The organism is Pseudomonas sp. PS01297 (assembly GCF_029959305.1).
GTDB lineage: Bacteria > Pseudomonadota > Gammaproteobacteria > Pseudomonadales > Pseudomonadaceae > Aquipseudomonas > Aquipseudomonas helleri.
Window position 1 is genome coordinate 23,028 of sequence record NZ_JASCPQ010000025.1, and the last position, 15,612, is coordinate 38,639.

Annotated in this window: 13 protein-coding genes and 2 pseudogenes; 11 read left to right on the forward strand and 4 right to left on the reverse strand. The window is 56.2% G+C overall.

Annotated features, from left to right (window positions below; all coding sequences use genetic code 11):
• Positions 1–12: 12 nt before the first annotated feature.
• Positions 13–90 (reverse strand): annotated as a pseudogene (gene rpmG, locus QMX84_RS10065) (50S ribosomal protein L33); the annotation flags it as partial.
• Between rpmG (QMX84_RS10065) and QMX84_RS10070 the strand changes: the two are divergent.
• Positions 61–369, forward strand: a complete 309-nt coding sequence (locus QMX84_RS10070; protein ID WP_315975383.1) for a cupin domain-containing protein — start codon at positions 61–63, stop codon at positions 367–369. The pseudogene rpmG (QMX84_RS10065) and the gene QMX84_RS10070 sit on opposite strands and share 30 nt — an antisense overlap.
• Before the next feature lie 216 nt (positions 370–585).
• Positions 586–879, forward strand: a complete 294-nt coding sequence (locus tag QMX84_RS10075; RefSeq protein WP_282363747.1) for an I78 family peptidase inhibitor — start codon at positions 586–588, stop codon at positions 877–879.
• A gap of 79 nt (positions 880–958) precedes the next feature.
• Here the strand turns inward: QMX84_RS10075 and rpmG (QMX84_RS10080) are convergent, their stop codons facing one another.
• Together rpmG (QMX84_RS10080) and rpmB are read right to left on the reverse strand one after the other, a co-directional pair.
• Positions 959–1,114 carry a 50S ribosomal protein L33 gene (rpmG, locus tag QMX84_RS10080; RefSeq protein ID WP_003437824.1) on the reverse strand — a complete coding sequence of 52 codons (156 nt, stop codon included), beginning with the start codon at positions 1,112–1,114 and terminating at the stop codon, positions 959–961.
• Positions 1,115–1,125: 11 nt separating this feature from the next.
• Positions 1,126–1,359: a 50S ribosomal protein L28 gene (rpmB, locus tag QMX84_RS10085; RefSeq protein WP_019410280.1), complete on the reverse strand. Its 234-nt coding sequence runs from the start codon at positions 1,357–1,359 to the stop codon at positions 1,126–1,128.
• Positions 1,360–1,819: 460 nt separating this feature from the next.
• Here rpmB and QMX84_RS10090 point away from each other — a divergent pair, with 460 nt between their 5' ends.
• Positions 1,820–3,406: an ABC transporter substrate-binding protein gene (locus tag QMX84_RS10090; protein ID WP_282363748.1), complete on the forward strand. Its 1,587-nt coding sequence runs from the start codon at positions 1,820–1,822 to the stop codon at positions 3,404–3,406.
• A gap of 3 nt (positions 3,407–3,409) precedes the next feature.
• Here the strand turns inward: QMX84_RS10090 and radC are convergent, their stop codons facing one another.
• Positions 3,410–4,084 (reverse strand): DNA repair protein RadC, encoded by a 675-nt coding sequence (gene radC / locus QMX84_RS10095; protein WP_282363749.1) that lies wholly within the window; start codon positions 4,082–4,084, stop codon positions 3,410–3,412.
• Between the two features lie 122 nt (positions 4,085–4,206).
• Here radC and coaBC point away from each other — a divergent pair, with 122 nt between their 5' ends.
• The 8 genes and pseudogenes from coaBC to QMX84_RS10135 all read left to right on the forward strand — a co-directional run bounded on the left by coaBC (position 4,207) and on the right by QMX84_RS10135 (position 15,605).
• Entirely contained in the window at positions 4,207–5,415 is a 1,209-nt protein-coding gene (gene coaBC, locus QMX84_RS10100; protein ID WP_282363750.1) for a bifunctional phosphopantothenoylcysteine decarboxylase/phosphopantothenate--cysteine ligase CoaBC, read from the forward strand.
• 5 nt (positions 5,416–5,420) lie between these two features.
• Positions 5,421–5,876, forward strand: coding sequence for a dUTP diphosphatase (dut, locus tag QMX84_RS10105; RefSeq protein ID WP_048387082.1), 456 nt, complete (start codon positions 5,421–5,423; stop codon positions 5,874–5,876).
• A 42-nt stretch (positions 5,877–5,918) separates the two neighbouring features.
• Positions 5,919–7,322, forward strand: a pseudogene (locus QMX84_RS10110) (phosphomannomutase/phosphoglucomutase); the annotation flags it as partial.
• A gap of 26 nt (positions 7,323–7,348) precedes the next feature.
• Entirely contained in the window at positions 7,349–8,257 is a 909-nt protein-coding gene (argB, locus tag QMX84_RS10115) for an acetylglutamate kinase (RefSeq protein ID WP_048387078.1), read from the forward strand.
• Between the two features lie 211 nt (positions 8,258–8,468).
• Positions 8,469–10,499 (forward strand): type VI secretion system tip protein VgrG, encoded by a 2,031-nt coding sequence (locus tag QMX84_RS10120; RefSeq protein ID WP_282363751.1) that lies wholly within the window; start codon positions 8,469–8,471, stop codon positions 10,497–10,499.
• Entirely contained in the window at positions 10,496–11,332 is an 837-nt protein-coding gene (locus QMX84_RS10125) for a DUF4123 domain-containing protein (protein WP_282363752.1), read from the forward strand. The genes QMX84_RS10120 and QMX84_RS10125 overlap by 4 nt, the downstream gene beginning before the upstream one ends.
• On the forward strand, positions 11,329–14,673 hold the full coding sequence (locus QMX84_RS10130; protein ID WP_282363753.1) for a toxin VasX: 3,345 nt from the start codon (positions 11,329–11,331) through the stop codon (positions 14,671–14,673). Before QMX84_RS10125 ends, QMX84_RS10130 begins: the two co-directional genes overlap by 4 nt.
• Entirely contained in the window at positions 14,670–15,605 is a 936-nt protein-coding gene (locus tag QMX84_RS10135) for a DUF6708 domain-containing protein (RefSeq protein WP_282363754.1), read from the forward strand. The genes QMX84_RS10130 and QMX84_RS10135 overlap by 4 nt, the downstream gene beginning before the upstream one ends.
• The last annotated feature ends 7 nt before the right edge of the window (positions 15,606–15,612 follow it).

A 15,612-nucleotide genomic window follows, 5' to 3' on the forward strand; every position in this document is an offset into this window, starting at 1 on the left:
AAGAAAAACCAATTACTTGATTTTGGCTTCTTTGTAGATCACGTGCTTGCGAACCCGCGGATCGGATTTTTTGATTTCGATTGTGTCCGGAGTAACCCCGAGCAGACCCTGCATAACCATTACGCCAGCGCTTGTGGGCAGTTAAATGCCGGCATGTGGGAAAGCGACGTGGGCCAATGGGAGGTCAATTTCACTGAGCATGAATATTGTGAAATTGTGCAGGGCGTTTCGGTATTGCGTGACCGAGAAGGTAACGCCAAGACCCTGCGGGCGGGTGATCATTTTGTCATCCCAGCGGGGTTCAAAGGCACGTGGGAAGTGCTTGAGCCATGTCGGAAGTTTTACGTAGCGTTTGAACAGAAGGCCTGAGACTCCCTGTTTAGAGCCATTAAAAGCCCTGTTCATCGCTGATGGCAGGTTTTTTTATTGCTCTTCAATCTGTGCGTGGCGTACAGATCTTGATACAGCTGGCCCCTGCCTGCCGGGCCAATCTGAGCCAGTCTATAAAGGCGAAGGCTGCTCACGGAATGAGTACGCCGTGACGGGTGATTTCACTCTTCACAGATCTTTAGGTAAGGATTATTTATGACTGCTTTTACAACGTTAAAAGGTGTTCTGCTGGCGGGTGTTGTTCTGAGCGCCGCGTCTTTGCCAGCCATGGCGAGTGAAAACGGCAAGTGCAACACCAACCTGGCGATCAACTACCTGGTGCCACCTGAGGCGACGCCTCAGGTCATCGAATTTTTGCGCACCAGCTACGGTGCCAAAGATGTTCGTATCGAGCATCCGGGCAAGGGTTACACCAAAGAGTACAACGCATACCGCCTGCGCGTGCTGGTCGATGGCCAGAACCGAGTGGGTAGCCAGATCTGCGGTTAAACCCGCGCTGGCTGTTCTGTAGGCAACAAAAAAGGCCCGTATCGTGAGATAGGGGCCTTTTTTGTAGAAGAAAAACCAATTACTTGATTTTGGCTTCTTTGTAGATAACGTGCTTGCGAACCCGCGGATCGAATTTTTTGATTTCGATTTTGTCCGGAGTGGTGCGCTTGTTCTTATCTGTGGTGTAGAAATGGCCTGTACCAGCGCTCGACACCAAACGGATCAATTCACGCATGATTAGCTCCCTTAGATCTTGCCAGCGCGACGGATTTCGGCCAGCACGACAGTGATGCCACGCTTGTCGATGATACGCATGCCTTTAGCAGATACGCGCAGACGCACGAAACGTTTCTCTTCTTCAACCCAGAAGCGGTGATGCTGCAGGTTCGGCAGGAAACGACGACGGGTTTTGTTATTTGCGTGGGAAATGTTATTCCCAGTCACCGGACCCTTACCGGTAACTTGACAGACTCTCGACATGCCTCAGCCCTCTAAAACCACATGCCCAACCCGGCATGGGTTGGCCGCTTAATCTCTCAGTCATTTGGCGCCAGGCGCCGCGTTTCTTTAAGGGTCTTACCGGCTACACCTACAAACGAAGGAACCGGGCCCCTAGAAAAGAGCGCTGCTTTATACCAGAAAGACTAAAGCGCAACAACATGCAGTGTGATTTCTAGTGATTAATAAAGGCCGCATTCTAGCTGCAATCCACGGTAAAGCCTATGCCGAACGTGCGGCGACCGCTCGTCGCGAGATGAAAGGTTTCAGGTGATGTGCAGGCCCATCTCGGTGTGGGCCCTGTTTCTGAAAACCGGAATCAGAGAGCGCCGAGGGCATTGGGTGTTATTAAAAAGTAGTCATTTGGCAATCAGATCACTAGGGTAGGCGTTTTCCAGACTGCACTTGCAGATGGGCCAACGACTTGCAAAGGAATCAGAATATGCGTCTCGCTGCTGCCCCCTTTTTGCTCACCCTGTGCCTGAGCCCGTTGGCTCATGCAGCCACCTTGAGTGTGTGCACCGAGGCAAGCCCGGAAGGGTTCGATGTAGTGCAGTACAACTCGCTCACCACCACCAATGCCTCGGCAGACGTGCTGATGAACAGCCTGGTGAACTATGACGCCACAGCGGCCAAGTTGGTGCCGGGCCTGGCGCAAAGCTGGTCTGTGTCGCCTGACGGCCTTGTGTACGAGTTCAAGCTGCACCCCGGGGTCAAGTTCCACACCACGCCTTACTTCACTCCGACGCGTGAGTTGAACGCCGATGACGTGCGTTTCAGCTTCGAGCGCATGCTCGACCCGGCCAACCCGTGGCACAAGGTGGCGCAGAGCGGCTTCCCGCATGCGCAGTCGCTGCAATTGCCCGAGTTGATCAAGAAGATTGAAACCCCGGATCCGCTGACGGTGCGCTTTACCCTCAGCCACCCGGACTCCACCTTCCTGCCGGCCTTGAGCATGGGCTTTGCGTCGATCTATTCGGCTGAATACGCCGACAAGTTGCTCAAGGCGGGGACCCCCGAGCTGATGAACAGCCAGCCGATCGGGACGGGGCCGTTTGTGTTCAGCCGCTATCAGAAGGATGCCGTGGTGCGCTACAAGGCCAACCCGGACTATTTCGCCGGTAAACCTGCGGTTGACGCACTGATTTTTGCCATCACCCCGGATGCCAACGTGCGGCTGCAAAAACTGCGGCGCAACGAGTGCCAGATCGCCCTCTCGCCAAAACCGCTGGATGTCGATGCGGCCCTCAAGGACACCAGCCTGGCCGTCGCGCAAACGCCTGCCTTTATGACCGCATTCGTGGCCATCAACAGTCAGCACCCGCCGCTGGATAAACCTGAAGTGCGGCAGGCCATTAATTTGGCGTTCGACAAGGACACGTACCTCAAGGCGGTGTTCGAAAACAGCGGGCAGGCGGCCAACGGCATTTACCCGCCTAATACCTGGGGCTACGCAAAAAACCTGCCGGGTTATGCCCATGACCCGCAAAAGGCCAAAGAGCTGTTGGCCAAAGCGGGCCTCAAGGACGGCTTTAAAACCACGATCTGGACGCGTCCGACCAGCAGCGTGCTGAACCCCAACCCAAGCCTGGGTGCGCAGTTGTTGCAGGCGGATCTGGCGAAAATTGGCGTTCAGGCGGATATCCGTGTGATCGAGTGGGGCGAGCTGATTCGTCGCGCCAAAGCGGGCGAGCACGATCTGCTGTTTATGGGCTGGGCGGGTGATAACGGTGACCCGGACAACTTCCTGACGCCGCAGTTTTCATGTGCGGCGGTGAAGTCCGGGACCAACTTTGCCCGCTATTGCGACAAAACCCTCGACACGCTGATCAGCCAGGGCAAAACCATCAGCGATCAGGACAAGCGCAGCGCGCTGTATCAAAAGGCTCAGGCAGAAATTCAGCAGCAGGCTTTGTGGCTGCCGCTGGCACATCCAACGGCCTACGCGTTAACCCGTAAAGACGTACAGGGTTATCAGGTAAGCCCGTTTGGACGTCAGGACTTTTCGACGGTTAGCGTGAAGCCTTAAGCGTCACATCCAGCCGTGTTCGACCATCGACAGCGGCTCACCTTCACCGACGATGAAGTGATCCAGCACCCGCACTTCGATCAGATCCAGCGCCTCAGTGAGGCGCTGGGTCAGGATGCGGTCGGCCTGGCTGGGCTCTGAATTGCCGGACGGGTGGTTATGACAAAAAATAACGGTCGCCGCGTTGTGCGCCAGGGCCCGTTTGACCACTTGGCGCGGGTAAACGCTGGCGCTGTCGATCGACCCTCTGAACAGCACTTCAAAGGCCAGCATGCGGTGTTTGGAGTCCATAAACAGACAGCCGAACACTTCGTGGGGTTCGTGGCGCAGCAAGGATTTCAAGTAGTCGCGAACCGCCTGCGGGCTTTCTAGCGCGGAGTCCCGGCGCAGACGCTCGGCCAAGTGGCGGCGGCCCATTTCCAGCACCGCTTGCAGTTGGGTGAACTTGGCGGGGCCGAGCCCGAGCTGGCGACTGAACGCCCCCAAATCCGCCTCCAGCAAAGCGCGCAAGCTGCCGAATTCGGTGAGTAAATGCCGCGCCAAATCGACAGCACTTTTGCCCGAAACCCCGGTGCGCAAGAAGATTGCCAGCAACTCGGCATCCGAAAGACTGGCCGATCCGTGCTCCAAAAGTTTCTCGCGCGGGCGCTCGGCCGCGGGCCAATTTCTGATACTCATGACACCTCCGTGTGTGGGTGCGCCGCTGTTCCGTGGCAAGCGCTGTGTTATCTTAGCCCATCATTTTTGCGTGGCATTTGGCCATTTTCCGCGCAGTCATCATCGAACTAGAAGGCAGGCCTATGCAGCGGCTGTATCGAAAACGCATTGTTTTGGGCGTCGGCGGCGGCATTGCTGCTTACAAGAGTGCAGAGCTGGTTCGCCGCCTGCTGGACCAAGGCGCAGAAGTGCGCGTGGTCATGACGCGCGGCGGCAGTGAGTTCATCACCCCGCTGACCATGCAGGCCTTGTCTGGACACCCCGTTCATCTGGATTTGCTCGACCCGGCGGCAGAAGCGGCCATGGGCCATATCGAGCTGGCCAAATGGGCCGACCTGGTGCTGATCGCCCCGGCCACTGCGGACTTGATCGCCCGTCTGGCCCAAGGCCTGGCCAATGATTTGCTGACCACGCTGGTGCTGGCCACGGGCGCCACAGTGGCCATCGCCCCGGCCATGAACCAGGCCATGTGGCGCGATCCGGCCACCCAAGCCAACACCCAATTGCTCCAGAGCCGCGGCCTTAAGGTGTTTGGCCCGGCCTCCGGCAGCCAGGCCTGCGGCGACGTGGGTTTTGGCCGCATGCTCGAAGCCGATGACCTGGTGCACTGCGCGGCCGAGTGCTTCCAGCACCTGGCGTTAACCGGCAAGCACGTGCTGATCACGGCAGGCCCGACCCAGGAAAACATCGACCCGGTGCGCTACATCACCAACCACAGCTCCGGGAAAATGGGCTTTGCCCTTGCCGAAGCGGCTGTTGAGGCGGGCGCCCGTGTCACGTTGATCACCGGCCCCGTGCATTTGCCCACGCCTGATCGCGTCAGCCGCATTGACGTTGTCAGCGCGCGCGACATGCTCGCTGCGTGTGAGGCTGCGATCCCGTGTGACGTGTTTATCGCGTCAGCTGCGGTTGCGGATTACCGCCCGGAAGTCGTTGCCCCGCAAAAACTCAAGAAAGACCCTACGAAAGGCGACGGCCTGCTGCTGCAAATGGTGCGCAACCCAGACATTCTGGCCACCATTGCTACGCGCCCGGACCGCCCTTTTAGTGTCGGCTTTGCCGCAGAGACCGAGCACCTGCTCGATTACGCCGCGCGCAAGCTGAAAGACAAAAATCTCGACCTGATTGTGGCCAACGATGTGGCTAACCCCAGCATCGGCTTCAACAGCGAAGAGAACGCCTGCAGCGTGATTGACCGCGACCTGCACGCCACCGTATTTGCCCAGACCAGCAAGGGCAAGATTGCCCGCCAGCTGATCACTTTTATCGCCGAACGTCTGAACCAGGTTTAACTCGAATGCACGCTTTGCAAGCCAAAATCCTTGATCCACGCATTGGTACCGAATTCCCGCTGCCGCAATACGCCACCCCTGGCTCCGCAGGCCTTGATCTGCGCGCCATGCTCAAAGAAGACACCGTGCTGGAACCGGGCCAAACCCTGTTGATCCCGACCGGCCTGTCGGTGTACATCGGCGATCCGGGCCTGGCTGCGTTGATCCTGCCGCGCTCTGGCCTGGGCCACAAACATGGCATCGTGCTGGGCAATCTGGTGGGTCTGATCGACTCCGATTACCAGGGCGAATTGATGGTGTCGTGCTGGAACCGTGGTCAAACGGCCTTTAACATCACTATCGGCGAGCGTATCGCTCAACTGGTGCTGGTGCCGGTGGTGCAGGCGCACTTTGAGTTGGTCGAGGAGTTCGACGAAAGCCAGCGTGGCGCTGGCGGTTTCGGGCATTCCGGCACTCTCTAATCCTTATTCGCGTTCCCCACACTCTTCAAGAATGGAGTCTTCCCTGTAATGAGCAGCCCTGCTTCGGTCGCCCCCAACTTCCCTGACACCATTTTTCGCGCCTATGACATTCGCGGTGTGGTGCCGCAAACATTGACCGCTGAAACCGCCTACTGGATTGGTCGCGCCATTGGCTCCCAGAGCCTGGCCGAAGGTGAACCCCATGTGTCGATCGGCCGTGACGGTCGTTTGTCTGGCCCGGCGCTGGTCGAGCGTTTGATCCAGGGCGTTGCTGACAGCGGTTGCCAGGTCAGCGATGTGGGCCTGGTGCCCACACCTGCGCTGTACTACGCGGCTAACGTGTTGGCGGGCAAGTCGGGCGTGATGCTCACCGGTAGCCATAACCCGTCGAACTACAACGGTTTCAAAATTGTGATCGCCGGTGACACCCTGGCCAACGAGCAGATCCAGGCGCTGCATACGCGCCTGAAAACCAACGAACTGACGTGGGGCGAAGGCAGCATCGAGCGTGTGGATATTTTGTCGCGCTACGCCGATGAAATTGTCAAAGACATCAAGCTGGCCAAGAAGCTCAAGGTCGTGGTCGATTGCGGCAACGGCGCTGCCGGCGTGATTGCGCCGCAACTGCTGGAGGCGCTGGGCTGTGAGGTGATCCCGTTGTTCTGCGAGGTGGACGGCAACTTCCCGAACCACCACCCGGACCCGGGCAAACCTGAAAACCTGGTAGACCTGATCGCCAAGGTAAAAGAAACCAACGCCGACCTGGGCCTGGCTTTCGACGGCGACGGCGACCGCGTGGGCGTGGTGACCAACACCGGCACCATGGTGTTCCCGGACCGCTTGCTGATGCTGTTTGCCCAAGACGTGCTGGAGCGCAACCCGAACGCCGAGATCATCTTTGATGTGAAGTGCACGCGCCGCCTGACCCCGCTAATCAAGGAATACGGTGGTCGCCCATTGATGTGGAAGACCGGTCATTCGTTAATCAAGAAGAAAATGAAAGCGACCGGCGCCTTGCTGGCCGGTGAAATGAGCGGGCATATCTTTTTCAAAGAGCGCTGGTTCGGCTTTGATGACGGCATTTACAGCGCTGCGCGCCTGCTGGAGATACTCAGCAAACAACAGCAGACCGCTGAAGAGCTGTTTGAGACCTTCCCGAACGATATTTCTACGCCAGAAATCAATATCGATGTGACGGATGAGAGCAAATTCAGCATCATTGAAGCCCTGCATGACGCCCAATGGGGTGAGGCCGCCGAGCTGACGTCGATTGACGGCGTGCGCGTCGACTATCCACAAGGCTGGGGCCTGGTTCGCGCGTCCAACACCACGCCGGTGCTCGTGCTGCGATTTGAGGCTGATACCGAGGCCGAACTGCAACGCATCAAGGATGTCTTCCACGCCCAACTCAAGCGTGTGGCACCTGATCTTCAACTACCGTTTTGATCGACTGAGTTTTACCGGAGCCCTGAATGACCCTCGAACGTGATGCCGCCTCTAACGTCGCCAAGGTTTTGTCCGAAGCGCTGCCTTACATTCGCCGCTATGTCGGCAAGACGCTGGTCATCAAGTACGGCGGCAACGCGATGGAAAACGATGACCTGAAAACCGGTTTTGCGCGTGACATCGTGCTGATGAAAGCGGTGGGTATCCACCCGGTCGTAGTCCACGGTGGCGGCCCGCAAATCGGTGATCTGCTCAAGCGTTTGTCCATCGAGAGTCATTTTATCGACGGCATGCGCGTGACCGACTCGCAAACCATGGACGTTGTTGAAATGGTCCTGGGCGGTCATGTGAACAAGGAAATCGTCAACCTGATCAACCGTCATGGCGGCAGCGCCATCGGTCTGACCGGCAAAGATGCCGGTCTGATCCAGGCCAAAAAGATGGTGGTGAAGCGCCAGACCCCGGAAATGACCACGCCTGAAATCATCGACTTCGGTCATGTGGGCGAAGTCACCGGGATCAACACCGACTTGCTCAACATGCTGACCAAGGGCGACTTCATCCCGGTCATTGCGCCGATTGGTGTGGGCCCGGACGGCGAGTCGTACAACATCAACGCTGACTTTGTGGCGGGCAAAGTGGCTGAGGCACTGAAAGCTGAAAAGCTGATGCTGCTCACCAACATTGCCGGCTTGATGGACAAGGAAGGTCATGTGCTGACCGGCCTGACCACCGCGCAGGTCGACGGGTTGATCGAAGACGGCACCATCTACGGCGGCATGCTGCCGAAGATTCGTTGCGCGCTGGAAGCCGTGCAAGGTGGTGTGACCACCGCGCATATTGTCGATGGCCGTGTACCGAATGCCGTACTGCTGGAAATCTTCACCGACACCGGTGTGGGCACGTTGATCAGCAACAGCAAGCCTGCTGCTTAAGCTTCAACCCTCCCGCTGTAGGCGCGAGCTTGCTTCGCGATCTTTTGACCGTTTAAAAGATCGCGAGCAAGCCTGCTCCCACACAGATTTACGGATCTCCGACAACGAAGGCCGTATTCCCTCGTAAGTAGAGACTCCTCCTACATCCTGCGCTGTGCCCATCCTTTAGCGTTCACTCCTTTGCGCTGACCTCACGTCAGAGGAGTCATGGATGCCCGCATTTGCTCGCGACAACTCGTTCAGGCTGAACATCAACCGTTGCCCTCATCCTGTTGAGGTGCTGGCCTTCAGCGGTGACGAAGCGCTCAACACGCCCTTTGCCTTTGACGTTGAGTTGGTGTGTGATCGCGCAGATCTGGACCTTGAAGCGCTGCTGCACACCCCGGCTTTTTTGGCCTTTGATGACCTTGGGCGCGGTATTCACGGGCAGATTTATCAGATCGTCCGATGCAGCCCTGGCAAGCGCTTCACGCACTATCGCCTGACGCTGGTGCCGCGTTTGGCCTACCTGAAACACCGCACCAATCAGCGCATTTTCCAGAACCAGACCGTGCAGCAGATCATCGAAACCCTGCTCGAAGAGCACGGCATTCTCGGCAATGCGTACGGTTTCACGCTGCAATCGACCTACGAACCTCGCGAGTACTGTGTGCAGTACGCCGAGTCCGACCTGCATTTCATTCAGCGGCTGTGTTTTGAAGAGGGCATGCATTACCACTTCAAGCATTCGTCTGATGCCCACTACTTACAGTTCGGTGATGGACAGGCGGCTTTTACCTCGTTGCAACCGGCAACGTCTTACATACCCAGCGGCGGGATGGCGGCCTCAGCGGCGGCGATTCAGGGGTTTGATCTGCGCCTGCAAACCCGAACCAACAGTACCGCGCGGCGTGATTACGACTTTAAAGCTGCCAGCCGCACGCTGGAGGCCAACAGCCATAGCGACCTCAAACACCGCCCGCTTGAGCATTACACCTACCCCGGTCGCTTTACTAGCGATGCTCAAGGCGAGCGACAAAGCCAGCGAGCGCTGGAACAGCATCAGAGCGATTATCGCCAGGCCAGCGGCCACAGTGATCAGCCGACCTTGAGCAGTGGCCACTTTTTGACCATGAGCGAGCACCCTTTTAGCGACTGGAATGTACCGTGGCTACTGACCCACGTTCACCACGAAGGCAAACAGCCACAGGTGCTTGAAGAGCAAGGTGGCCGCTCAACGCTCTTGCATTCTCAGGGCTTTAGCCAAGGCTATCGCAATCACTTTGTGGCGATCCCCGAGGGCGTGACGTACCGCTCGCCCGTGGTTTTTGCCAAGCCGCGCATCCATGGCAGCCAGACAGCCCGCGTTACCGGCCCGGCGGGGCAGGAGATCCACTGCGACGCGTTCGGCAGGGTTAAGGTCAGCTTCCATTGGGACCGCAGCGGAGCGAGCGACGACACCAGCAGTTGCTGGCTGCGCGTCGCCTCCAGTTGGGCGGGCGACAGCTATGGCGCGGTGACAATCCCGCGGGTCGGCATGGAAGTATTGGTCAGCTATCTGGAGGGTGATGTCGATCAGCCGGTTATTTCAGGCTGCCTGGTGTCGAGCATGACCCCGACGCCGCTCACACTGCCTGCCGATAAAACCCAAAGCACCTTGCGCAGTCGCAGCACACCGGGCGGTGGCGGCTACAACGAATTGCGCCTTGAAGACCGCCACGGCCAGGAGAAAATCTATCTGCATGCCCAGCGCGATATGCAGCAACACATTGAAAACGACAGCCGCTTGCAGATCGATGGCCAGCGCGAAGAAACCATCAGCGGCACCAGCGTGGTGGTGCTCAAGGGCGAAGACCAGCAAACCGTCAGCGGCGACCGCAAGGTTGAAGTGCAAGGGAATGACTTCCAGGCCGTCGCCCTGACCAGCCACACCCGGGTGGGGCTGGTTATGGCTGTTGAAGCCGGGGTGCACGCGCACTTCAAGGCCGGGGCCACGCTGGTGGTCGACGGCGGCCCGCTGCTGACCCTGATGGCGGGTGGTCAACACCTGCAGCTGACACCGGTAGGGATTTACAGCAGTTCACCGATCTTGCCCGGCGGGGTGCCGATACCGGGCATGCCGGCAGTGCCGGCCAGTACGGAGGGGGTTGAGGCCATGACAGCGCTGGCGCTGGTAGATCAGGCACATGCATTTGAAATTTCAGCTGATGAAGTAGAGCCCGTCTGCTTGATCTGCCAGGCATTGAAAGAGGATCGAGCATGACTCGTGCGTACTTGTTGCTCGACAGCAATCAGATTCCAGACCTTTACGCGCGCCTGTTTCAGTCGGCGCCAAAAGCCATCCCGCACGCTCTGTATTTGACGACTCGTTATGCCGACTTGGCGAGCGTGGGTCCGGTGCTTATAGCCGTCGAGCCCAATGGTTTATTGGCTAAAACATTCGCTGAGGAGTGGCGGGCTAGTGCCGGTATCTGGCTGGAGACAGAGGCTGATGAGGCCGACTTGATAGCGCACTTGCGCAGCCTTGTTCATGTGCAACTGGAAGGCAATGTCAGCGCATTTTTCCGCTTCTATGATCCACGCATAACCCGCCTGTGGCTCGCCGACTTAACGGATACGCATCGAGATCGATTGATGGGGCCGGTGCGCTCCATCCGCTTGCCCGATGGGGTTTATATCCACCAGATAAATGCGGATCAACCGTGCGGCCAATACGCGGCCACACCTTGGCTGACCTTAAGCGCGCTACAGCTTGAGCATTTGTGCCAAGGCAAACGTGACCAGTTTAACCAACGAATGCTTGATCACTGCCAGCGCTATTTCCCGCAGTGCTTACAAGGGCTGGATGCGCAAGCCCGGCAGCAATGGGCACAAGACTGTCAACGAAATGCAGCGCGCCAGGGTTACAGCGCAGAGGACGAAGTGATGTGTTGGATGAGCCTGTATGCGCATTTTGGCGCGGCCTTTCCAGAGGGCCCAGGCCAAGGGGTCTATCGACAATTACTGGCCGAGCGCGATGTAACCCCACAACAACGGCTCGATCATTTACTGGACGAATTAACACGTCAATTCATCACGAGTGAGGTGGTCGCATGAGTGCCGATAAAGGTTTGGCCGCAGCGGTCAACTTGTCAGAAGCCACGCGAGCTGCCAAAGCTCGCCCGCATACCGACATAAACAGCAGCGTTCGCCAATGCCAGGCCAGCCCATCACACATATTCGTGGTTCCGGTACGCTACGCCCTTAGCGAAAAGCCCGTCAAACTCTCGGATTTTCAGTTTGGGGTCAAGGCTGTAAGCCATCCGGCTTTCCAGCCGGGTGTAGAGACCAAGAGCCATCCGATGGCCGCACGTCTGTTACGGTCGGGCTTTGTCTACGTGTGGCAGGGCAAGGGGCCACTTCAGCGCTACACCGTGGCGCAAAACCATCTGCTGCGCGCGCAAGCGCTGGACGACGATGACACCGTCGTGAATTTTGGCACCTTGAGCGGCATCGCCTTGGACAAGCATCAGGAAGCCTGGATGCTCTACAGCGAAATCCCGCTCAATCCCATTTCTTGCGCGCAACTCAGCGAGCCTGAAATACGTGCCAAGCGCATGCGCTGTCTCGATTTACGGCAGGTTGCGAACGCCCTGCAAGCACCGCATTGCGTGCCGTTTAAAGAAGCCAAAAGCATCATGGGCGAGTTAATCCCCGAGCTTTATGACTTGGCGCTGGCTATCGATTACCAGCGCAATCAGTCCAAATTGCAGACGTGTGCAGATGAATTGGGCAATAAGGCGATCAAAGACCCAACGCCAGACACCATCAACGCCTATACAAACACCCAGCGCTGGCTCAGCGAACGCGCCAAAGTTGCCGCTCAATACCCGCACGTTCCGGCTGATATACCCGCACCGGGAGAGTGGAGTGCCGTGTCATGGGAGCCGACCACCACGCAAAGCCTGATGGAAATCGCCCACACCCAATCGCGCGGCTTATACACCGTACTGGCGTGCCTGGACGACGACCTCGGCGTTCTACGCGACATCAACCACGAACAAGAACAAGTTGAGTCACGGCATGAACAGTGGCAAGCCGATAACAACCTGCGGCTAAGCATTGGCGGGTTTGTGCGGAGTCTGATTACGGAGGATGTCGACGAAGTGATCGGTATGCTGGTGTATCGCTACCGGGAACAGAATATTGAATTGACGCGTGAGCAGGCGCAGATGTTGCTCAATGCGCGCACCCGACTGGAGCAACTGGCGAGACAACGTTACACCGCCAACATTCGACGCGGCACCACCCACAGCAATCTAGAAGCAGATACCCGACTGGCAGAAATACGCCTGCGTGAACAAGCCGCAGTAGCGCCAATCCGCGGGTTCATCCCACTTCAATTGCATGATGAAGTGCTGCAAGTGGTGCGCGATTACCAAGAAAGTAAAGTCAACAACCTGAGAAACAAACACACCTCCGACAAGGTCGAGAAATACATCGACCTGCCCGCCATGAACTATTGGCTCGACAAAACGGCCCCGAGACACTTTGATCACCTGAAAGAGCGACACGAAACCCTCTATGCCGATCGTGGCACTTACCTGCCGCGTCACCATAGCGGTACGTGGTTTGTGGATTATCAAGACAGCGACCATCGCCAATGGCTGGACGAACTGGCTTTGGCCTGCCTTAGCGCGCAGTGCTTGCGCAAAGTGGGCGCCGAGCAATATGCGGACTATGTGCGCAGTGCGGATGACGGGGCGCTGAGGCAGCTGTTTTACGGTTGGAGCCCCACGCTCGAAGGCGCGGTCAATACCAACAGCCGTGCAACAGAATTGATGGCTGCGCTAGAAGTTGAAAATCAGGCCAATGCGATGGCGGCGTTGAGCAAGGCGTTGGGGCCAAAAGGTTTGAAAATCCTGTCTGGCCTAACAGTGATGTCGAACACAGCCGATAGTCTTTGGAACACCCTAATAAAACGTTTGAGTGCCTCTTTGCTGCTGCTCAGCAGCAAAGTAGGCGAACCGTTGAAAGGGCCTTGGCTGGCGATGATGACGGTTGTGCGTGTGGTCAATCAGATTGGCTTGCGGCTAATTATTCAAGGTAAACACCAGGTTCTACAGCAATTTGGCAAGGCCGCAGAAGATCTCGCCCAGTGGGTTAATACCACCGGCAACGCTATCGGCCGCGGCCACGTTGCAAAAATCGTCAACTCGCCCGCCGTTAAAAACAGCGGAGGTCTGATCGCCCTGACGGCGTTGCTGCTCAATAGCTGGAATGCCAGTAATTATCTGGGGCAGGCCGGAGTATTGGAGGGGATGGATCAGCAGCGGGTATACGACACTGCATCTGCGACGTTGTATGCCGGGGCGGCATTGGTGGCGGTAATTGATAGTCAGGTGAGCAAAAGCGCGCGCATTTTTATCGGCTTATCTGCGGCGCCAGTAAAAACTATTTTAGGAGCTATTATCGGCGGACTATCATTTGTTGCTTCCTTAGCAGAGTTTCTCTCACTGCAAGAGCAACTCGAGAATGCACAAGGTTCTATTGATCCATGGCTACAAATGCGGAGAAATGTAGTAGGTGCCCAAATTGCAACTTTCGGGGCCGTTGTTCTTAATGGAGTAGTTCACGCGTTAAGAGCTATTAGTGGAAATATTACTGCAGAAGTTGCACTTTTGCGATTCGTATTTTGGATGGGGCCACTTAATTTCTTGCTTGCGGTGCTGGGGGTGCTTTATTTGATTGCTTGGTACTTTCAACAAACGGCCATGCAAAAATTTCTTAATGATTGCTGCTGGAGTAAAAGTCGTGCCAAAGAACTAGGGCCAATATCATTCGACGAGCAACAATTCGAACTCAAACATTTGTATGGCATTCTTTATACGCCCAGAGTCAGCTTTGAGCCTGTAGAGGCAAATAGTGTTATGAGTTCTTTGCAGTCCGGCGAAGTGAGCCGCGCGATAAAGGCACTTACCATTGATCTGCCAGGAGCTGAACCCAGTAACGTTTATCTGGATTTATCCATGATCGGTAATCCGCTAGATATCCAGGCGATGCGCAAGCGGATAAAAGGCGGAAAGGGTAAGAACTCACCTGAGGAGCCGTTGCAAGATATAGGGGGTAGTTGGATACAGGGCAGTCGCTGTGAATGGATTCCGCATAACCAAGGGTCGGGTTTGCGTTTGAGTGGCCCATTCAGCATCGTGCCTGACGTGTTCGGTTCGAAGCCTACCAAGGTATCTTTGCGTCTGCGGTACCAAACCCCTTTGACCTCAATACTGGGTGCTCTCAATTTTGTGGGAGGTGAAGGAGGTGTGGCGTTCATATTGACTGCTGCCACTGGAGTAATCGCCTTACGTAATGAGCCAACACCAGAGCTTGACAGTGCCAAGCGCTATCCGTTGGGGGGGCAGCAACGGTTAATTGTTTTGCAGCCTGGTAGCAAGCGATGAGTGCATCAACCGCAGGTATTAAAAACAATGGCTTGTTTTCACAGCAAGGCTATCTGGCTCCTATGCCCATTCCAACGGGGATGGCAGCGGTTGATATGGTCAACATCATTTGGCGTAAGAATAATGTGTACTTAGATGTTGGGGGTTGCGGTATTGGTTCTGGGTTAATGGTTTTATGGCCATTGGTGATGCTTTTCTTGATTTTAGGGATAGGGGTCAATGAAGTTGCCCCCAAACTCAGTTATTACATATTTGTGTTTGGTGGGATAGTCGTTGGTATCCCGGCGTTGATGTTGATCTATAGCTTAATAAAACCCACACCATTACCCATTCGATTCAACCGACAACGTCGTGAAGTCTGTGTGCCTCGTGAAAACGGGAAATACTGGATTATACCGTGGGAGTCTGTAACCGCCGCAACCTCTGTGCACACGACAGTCAGTCAAGCGGGTATGCATTCAATGGGAATGCTCTTTATAAGTTTCGATAATCCGGACGTACATGCTGAGGCTGAAAATAAGCACTTTTTTTTAGGGTTTAACTGCGGCTCGGATGAAGGTGCGATGGCTCAATGGGAATGTATGCGCAGTTTTATGGAGGTCGGGCCGCAAGCGGTAGAGGATAATAGTGCTAGATTTCATCACCCCAAAGGTATTCTAGCCACTTATGTGGATAGGCTTTATAGCACCGCTAAACGTAAAGGCTGGTTTATGACGTTGTTATGGGATGGGTTCTGCGGAGTTTTCATATTTAATACCTTCCTTATTGATGCTCTTGAACGATTAAAACTTTATCCATTACCTGAATTTCTCTGCCCCGACATCATCGAATGGTCCAAGCCCCTCCCCCCCGAGCAATGGGCCAAGCGCTCCCCAGAGCTGGAACTCGCCATCGCTCAGCGCGAAGCTGAATTGGCAGCGCAGGCGGGTTGATCCGCAA

Bases quoted from the DNA above. Each gene is read 5' to 3' on its own strand.
- radC (WP_282363749.1), bottom strand. From the start codon at position 4,084: ATGAGTATCAGAAATTGGCCCGCGGCCGAGCGCCCGCGCGAGAAACTT.
- QMX84_RS10135 (WP_282363754.1), top strand. From the start codon at position 14,670: ATGAGTGCATCAACCGCAGGTATTAAAAACAATGGCTTGTTTTCACAG.
- QMX84_RS10120 (WP_282363751.1), top strand. From the start codon at position 8,469: ATGCCCGCATTTGCTCGCGACAACTCGTTCAGGCTGAACATCAACCGT.
- rpmB (WP_019410280.1), bottom strand. From the start codon at position 1,359: ATGTCGAGAGTCTGTCAAGTTACCGGTAAGGGTCCGGTGACTGGGAAT.
- QMX84_RS10090 (WP_282363748.1), top strand. From the start codon at position 1,820: ATGCGTCTCGCTGCTGCCCCCTTTTTGCTCACCCTGTGCCTGAGCCCG.
- coaBC (WP_282363750.1), top strand. From the start codon at position 4,207: ATGCAGCGGCTGTATCGAAAACGCATTGTTTTGGGCGTCGGCGGCGGC.
- rpmG (WP_003437824.1), bottom strand. From the start codon at position 1,114: ATGCGTGAATTGATCCGTTTGGTGTCGAGCGCTGGTACAGGCCATTTC.
- dut (WP_048387082.1), top strand. From the start codon at position 5,421: ATGCACGCTTTGCAAGCCAAAATCCTTGATCCACGCATTGGTACCGAA.
- QMX84_RS10130 (WP_282363753.1), top strand. From the start codon at position 11,329: ATGAGTGCCGATAAAGGTTTGGCCGCAGCGGTCAACTTGTCAGAAGCC.
- argB (WP_048387078.1), top strand. From the start codon at position 7,349: ATGACCCTCGAACGTGATGCCGCCTCTAACGTCGCCAAGGTTTTGTCC.
- QMX84_RS10075 (WP_282363747.1), top strand. From the start codon at position 586: ATGACTGCTTTTACAACGTTAAAAGGTGTTCTGCTGGCGGGTGTTGTT.
- QMX84_RS10125 (WP_282363752.1), top strand. From the start codon at position 10,496: ATGACTCGTGCGTACTTGTTGCTCGACAGCAATCAGATTCCAGACCTT.